Raw genomic sequence first — 5,635 nt, forward strand, 5'->3', positions numbered from 1 at the left:
GTCCCGCTCCCGCCCCCGGCCGCCATCGCCCGGCGACGGCGGTACTTCGCAGCGCCGGCCCGGTAGTTCTCGTGTTCCTTGGCGTGGTCCGGGGGAAGGTGCGGGGCGTCGGCGGACGTGGTGGCGAAGAAGTGCCTGAGGGCGTTGTTCGACGCGGCGGCCAGAGGGCCGGACCGGGTGAACATCGTCGACTCGTAGCGCCTGACGGCCTCGTCGAGCTTGTCGGGGGCGAACCGTCCTGCGACCTCGTGCGCGAGTTCGGCGGCGTCGAGGAGGGCCAGGTTCGTCCCGTGCCCGCCGAAGGGCGCCATCAGGTGGGCGGCGTCGCCGCAGAGAGTGACGCCGGGACGGTGCGCCCAGGTCAGGGGAGCGGGCAGGGCCTCGAACGTACGGGGGATGTAGGGGCCGTCGTTGTCGGTGAGCAGCGGGCGCATGGACGCCGACCAGCCGCTGAACTCCCGTAGCAGGAAGGCGCGGACGGCGTCGGTGTCGCCGGGGTCCACACCGGCGTCGGCGGGCCGGTCGGCCGCGGAGCGGAAGGCGATGTAGCCGCGGACCACGTTGTTGCTGTTGCGCTGGACGATCACCGCACGGCCGTCGTTGTCGTTGGCGAACAGGTGGCCTTCACCGACCAGCGCGGCGATCCCGGGGTGGCGGGTCTCGACGTCGTCGAACCGTACGTCGAGGAAGCGGACGCCCAGGTACTCCGGTGCCGCGTCGGTGAGCAGGGGGCGGACTCGCGACCGGGCTCCGTCCGCCCCGACGACCAGGTCGGCGTGGACGGGGGCGCCGCCCGCGAACTCCAGGCGGTGCGTCCCGTCGCCGGCCGGGACGGCGCGGAGCAGCCGGTGCCCCCAGCGGACGGTGCCGGGTGCCAGGTGCTCGTAGAGCATCGCGCGCAACTGGCCGCGGTCGATCTCGGGGGCCGCCGTGTCGTCTCCGTCGGGGATGTACTCCGCGAGGACGGTGCCGTGGTGGTCCCTGCGGGTCTTGGCCTGGCCCTCGACGCGGGCCAGCGCCATGAAGGCGTCCATCAGCCCGGCGTCCTCCAGGGCGATCTGGCCGGCGTCGGCGTGCAGGTCGAGCGTGCCGCCGGGATCGCGGGAGTCGACGGTGGCGTCGGCGTCGTAGACGGCCGGGTCCAGGCCGTGCTGTTGCAGGATGCGGGCGCACATCAGCCCGGCGGGTCCGCCGCCGATGATCGCGACGCGGGGTGCGGTGGTGGTCATGGGTCAGATCCCTCTTCTGGGTGGTCGGCATCTGGGTGGCCGGCGTCGCCCCCCGGTCGTTCTCAGCGGGCGGCGTCGCCGGCGTGGTCGTCGGCGCCCTCGGCCGGACGATCGGGCCGCCGGGCACCACCAACGTAAGTGCATCCATTAAAAAAATGCAACCGATAAACTTATGTAGTGAGTACGCTACTGTGGTGCCATGACCGAGATGGGGCGCCGCGAACGCAAGAAGGCCGCGACCCGCCAGGCGCTGGCGGACGCGGCTCTGGAACTGTTCCTCGAGCGGGGCTACGACGCGGTCGGCGTGCGGGACGTGGCCGAGGCGGCGGACGTCTCGGTGACCACGCTGTTCAAGCACTTCCCCGACGGCAAGGAGGCGCTGGTCTTCGACGAGGACACGGACCGTGAGGCTGCCCTCGTCGCCGCGGTGCGCGAACGCCCCGCGGGCACGACCGTCCCGCAGGCGCTGCGCGGGCTGCTGCGCGAGGAGCGCTCACGGCGGGTCCGCGCCGACCCCCGCTTCGGTGACTTCCTCCGGCTCATCGACACCACGCCGCCGCTTCGCGAGTACGGCCGGCGCATGGCGCTGCGCCACGAGACCTCCCTCGCGGCGGCCATCGCCGCCGAGGCCGGCCTCTCCGCCGACGACGTCGGCTGCCAGGCGCTGGCCCACTTCGCCCTCGACGCGGTCTCGCTCGTCCACGGGCGTCAGGACGCCGAAGCCGCCCTCGACCGGATCTTCGCGCTGCTCGACGGCGGCTGGAGCGCCATGACGGACCCGGTCGGCCCGGGCCACTGACGGGCACGCCGCGACGGCGAGGGCGGACCACGGAAGCGTGCCGTGGGGCATGCCGGTAAGCGTGCCGGGGGACGGGCAGTGGAACGCGGGCCGTGGAAGGGCGGCGGCCGGGGCGGACTCAGGTCACCCGGACTCCGCGGCGGACGCCACCGACGGTTCTGCTCCCTGGTCCGGCACCGCCGCGCCCGTCCCGTACTTCGCCACGTACTCCCGTGCCGCCCGCAGCTCCTCGCTGTGCAGCGCCTCGCCCGCCGCCAGTACGCGGGGCAGCAGCCGGCGCTCCAACGTCGACGCGCGGAAGGCCAGTTGCACGGTGACGTCGTGCGCGGGGCGGTGGATCACCTCGATCGGGTCGCCGGAGCGCGCCTCGCCCGGCACGAGCACCCGCAGGTAGGCGCCGGTCTCCCCGCGCCGCATGAAGCGCCGGACCCAGTCCTCCTCACCGAGCCAGGCCTGGAACGTCCGGCAGGGGATGCGGCCGCTCGTGATCTCCAGCACCAGTTCCCGGCCGATCCGCCAGCGCTCGCCGATCTTCGCGTGCGTCAGGTCGATGCCGTACGTGGTGAAGTTCTCGCCGAACGCCCCGTTGCCCAGCGGGTGGCCCATCTCGCGCTCCCACCGGTCGAGGTCCTCGCGCGCGAACGCGTACACCGCCTGGTCGCTCCCGCCGTGGTGGCGTGTGTCGCACACGGCGTCGCCCGCGAGACCGCTGGCGCCGACGCCCTTCGGGCCGGGGTCCGAGATCATGACCGGGCCCGGGACTGGCCGCTTGTCGATGCCTGTGACACCTCCGGGCCCGTCCGTGTACGCGACGGGCTTCGGTCGCCCCACGTTCACCGTCAGCAGTCTCATGACGGCCACGGTAGCGGGGGAGGGGACGAATCGTCCAAAGGGTTTTACGTCGTTATCCCCAACAAATAAAAGGGTGTCTTATGCGTCGCGTAGACTGGGCGCGTGATCGAAGCACGCCACCTGCGCGTCCTGCGCGCCGTCGCCGCCACCGGGTCCTTCTCCGGGGCCGCGCGTGAGCTCGGCTGCACGCAGCCGGCCGTCAGCCAGCAGATGAAGTCCCTGGAGACCTCGGCCGGTACGCGCCTGATCGTGCGCACGGGCCGTGAGACGCGCCTGACGCAGGCGGGCGAGGTTCTCGTGCGGCATGCGGCGGGCATCCTCTCCGGGCTCACCGCCGCCGAGGAGGAGATCGCGGCGATCGTCGGGCTGCGCGCCGGACGCGTACGGCTCGTGTCGTTCCCGAGCGGCAGTTCCACGCTCGTGCCCGCCGCCCTCGCCGCGCTGCGTGCCGCCCATCCGGGCACCCGCGTCTCGCTGGTGGAGGCCGAGCCGCCGCACTCGGTCGCGATGCTGCGGGACGGGGACTGCGACGTGGCGCTCGCGTTCCGGTACGACGGCGCGGGCGGCGGGCCGGGCGAGTGGGAGGACCTGACGGTGCGCCCGCTCCTCGTGGACCGGCTGGTCGGCCTCGTCCCGGACACCCACCCGCTGGCCGACGCGCGCGAGGTCGCCATGGCGGACTTCGCGGACGAGCCCTGGATAGCGGGCTGCCCGCGCTGTCGCACGCAGTTGGTGGACGTGTGCGGGGCGGCCGGGTTCGAGCCGCGGATCGACTTCGCGACGGACGACTGCCCGGCCGTGATCAGCCTGGTCGCGGCGGGCCTCGGGGTGGCCATGCTGCCCGAACTTGCGCTCGCCTCGGTCCGCACGGACGGGGTCAGGAGGCTCACGATCGAGCCCGCGGTCTCCCGCGAAGTCGTCGCGCTCACCCTTCCCGACCTGGCCCGCGTGCCCGCGGTCGCGGCCACCCTCGACAAGCTGTCGGCGGCAGCGGCCGCCTGACGGGCCCCCGCCAGGCGCGATCCGGCTTGAACCGGACCGGGGCGGGCCGTCCTCTTCCCTTGCCCGGCCGCCGCCCGAAGGGTCGGCGCAGGAACGCGACCAGCGCAGGAACGTTTCTTCGATATATCGTGATCGGTCGGCGCCTAGTCGTCCACCGTGTCATTGTCATCGGCTTCACTCTGCCCCGCGGAGGCCGAGACCGACGCCGGTACGAGGCGGGTGCGCGCCCGTCCCATCAGCTCCTCGCGCTCGTCCTCCGTCAGGCCGCCCCACACGCCGTACGGCTCCCGCACCGCGAGGGCGTGCGCCGCGCACTCGGCCCGGACCGGGCACCGCATGCACACCTCTTTCGCCGAGTTCTCTCGCGCGCTCCGTGCCGCACCCCTCTCGCCCTCGGGGTGGAAGAACAGCGAACTGTCCACGCCACGACAGGCCGCGAGGAGCTGCCAATCCCACAGATCCGCGTTGGGTCCGGGAAGGCGGGAGAAATCTGCCATTGCTCATGTCCCCTTGAAACCTGGACGGCATCGGATGCTCATGATGCTCATGACGGTACATCTCTTGTGTAAGTAGATGTAAATATGACTCTTTGCGAATCTAGCCTCAGACACCACTAGAAGCGAAGAAAAGCCACTAAATGGGGCATAGCTCTGCGTGAGGGACCCGTAACTCTTTCGGGTGACCATCGTTGATGAGGTCAGGCGGTTGAGAGATGGAGCGATCGGGCACATGTCCGAGAGCGTCAACCGCGGAGATGACGACTTGTACTGCCTGGAGGCTCAAGGTGACGCGCATCAGCTGCGGAGGACGGTCATGACATCCGTGCTCGTCTGCGACGACTCCCCGCTTGCCCGAGAGGCGCTCCGCCGCGCGGTCGCGACCGTGCCCGGTGTCGAGCGCGTGACCACCGCGGCCAACGGCGAGGAGGTGCTCCGCCGCTGGGGCGCCGACCGCTCGGACCTGATTCTGATGGACGTACGGATGCCCGGTCTCGGCGGCGTCGAGACCGTCCGCCGGCTGCTGTCGGCCGATCCGGGGGCCCGGATCATCATGCTCACGGTCGCGGAGGACCTGGACGGCGTCGCGCTCGCGGTCGCCGCAGGCGCCCGCGGCTATCTGCACAAGGACGCGTCCCGCGCCGAGCTGCGCGCGACCGTCACCCAGGCGCTCGCCGACCCGACCTGGCGGCTCGCCCCGCGGCGGCTGCGCTCGGCCGAGATGGGCGCCGCGCCCACGCTCACCGCGCGGGAGATCCAGGTGCTGGAGGGCATGAGCCACGGCAGGTCCAACGCCGAGATCGGCCGGGAGCTGTTCCTGTCGGAGGACACGGTCAAGACGCACGCGCGGCGCCTCTTCAAGAAGCTCGGCGCCTCCGACCGGGCGCACGCGGTGGCGCTCGGCTTCCGCTGGGGCCTGGTGCGCTGACGCGCCGAGCCCCGTGCCCGCCCGCTCGTCGCGTGCGGCACGCGCACGGGTCTCCCGTACGGAGGACGCCCCGGCGGATGGTGTTCCCGGTTCCGCCGGAGCCTCCCGGACGGACGAGCGCCCCCGGGGGAGCCGTACGAGCACGGGCGAGGCCCGACGGACCCCGGCGGCACCCGGCCCGGCGAGGCGTGCCTGCGGCACCCGGCTGGGCGAGGACCGGCCCGGAAGCAACGGAATGTGCCGCGACGACGACCCGCCGGCCTGCCCCGCCACCCCTGCCCGGGGCAGCCGCGTCGGCCCCGGCTCCGGGACGAGTGCGAGTCCGAGC

6 protein-coding genes are annotated in these 5,635 nt (G+C 72.6%); 3 read left to right on the forward strand and 3 right to left on the reverse strand.

Translation table 11 applies throughout. The annotated features are described in order from the left end of the window. Positions 1–1,229, reverse strand: a 1,229-nt coding sequence (locus LCE31_RS35770; protein ID WP_225022017.1) for an FAD-dependent oxidoreductase, incomplete at its 3' end; no start/stop codon positions are given. A gap of 208 nt (positions 1,230–1,437) precedes the next feature. Here LCE31_RS35770 and LCE31_RS35775 point away from each other — a divergent pair. Beyond that, the gene (locus tag LCE31_RS35775) at positions 1,438–2,028 is read left to right on the forward strand and encodes a TetR/AcrR family transcriptional regulator (RefSeq protein WP_225022022.1); all 591 of its coding nucleotides are present in this window, start codon (positions 1,438–1,440) and stop codon (positions 2,026–2,028) included. A 123-nt stretch (positions 2,029–2,151) separates the two neighbouring features. Here LCE31_RS35775 and LCE31_RS35780 read toward each other — a convergent pair whose 3' ends face one another. Then, positions 2,152–2,880, reverse strand: coding sequence for an MOSC domain-containing protein (locus LCE31_RS35780; RefSeq protein WP_225022018.1), 729 nt, complete (start codon positions 2,878–2,880; stop codon positions 2,152–2,154). Between the two features lie 102 nt (positions 2,881–2,982). Between LCE31_RS35780 and LCE31_RS35785 the strand changes: the two genes are divergently transcribed. Further along, a complete protein-coding gene (locus tag LCE31_RS35785; protein WP_225022020.1) occupies positions 2,983–3,882 on the forward strand; it encodes a LysR family transcriptional regulator in 900 nt (299 codons plus the stop codon). Positions 3,883–4,025: 143 nt separating this feature from the next. On the opposite strand, the gene LCE31_RS35790 is transcribed toward LCE31_RS35785, so the two are convergent. Further along, the gene (locus LCE31_RS35790; RefSeq protein WP_225022021.1) at positions 4,026–4,379 is read right to left on the reverse strand and encodes a WhiB family transcriptional regulator; all 354 of its coding nucleotides are present in this window, start codon (positions 4,377–4,379) and stop codon (positions 4,026–4,028) included. Between the two features lie 316 nt (positions 4,380–4,695). Between LCE31_RS35790 and LCE31_RS35795 the strand changes: the two genes are divergently transcribed. Beyond that, a complete protein-coding gene (locus tag LCE31_RS35795) occupies positions 4,696–5,307 on the forward strand; it encodes a response regulator transcription factor (RefSeq protein ID WP_003948568.1) in 612 nt (203 codons plus the stop codon). Positions 5,308–5,635: the final 328 nt, after the last annotated feature.

The sequence above is a fragment of the Streptomyces sp. 8L genome (genome assembly GCF_020176795.1).
Classification (GTDB): Bacteria; Actinomycetota; Actinomycetes; order Streptomycetales; family Streptomycetaceae; genus Streptomyces.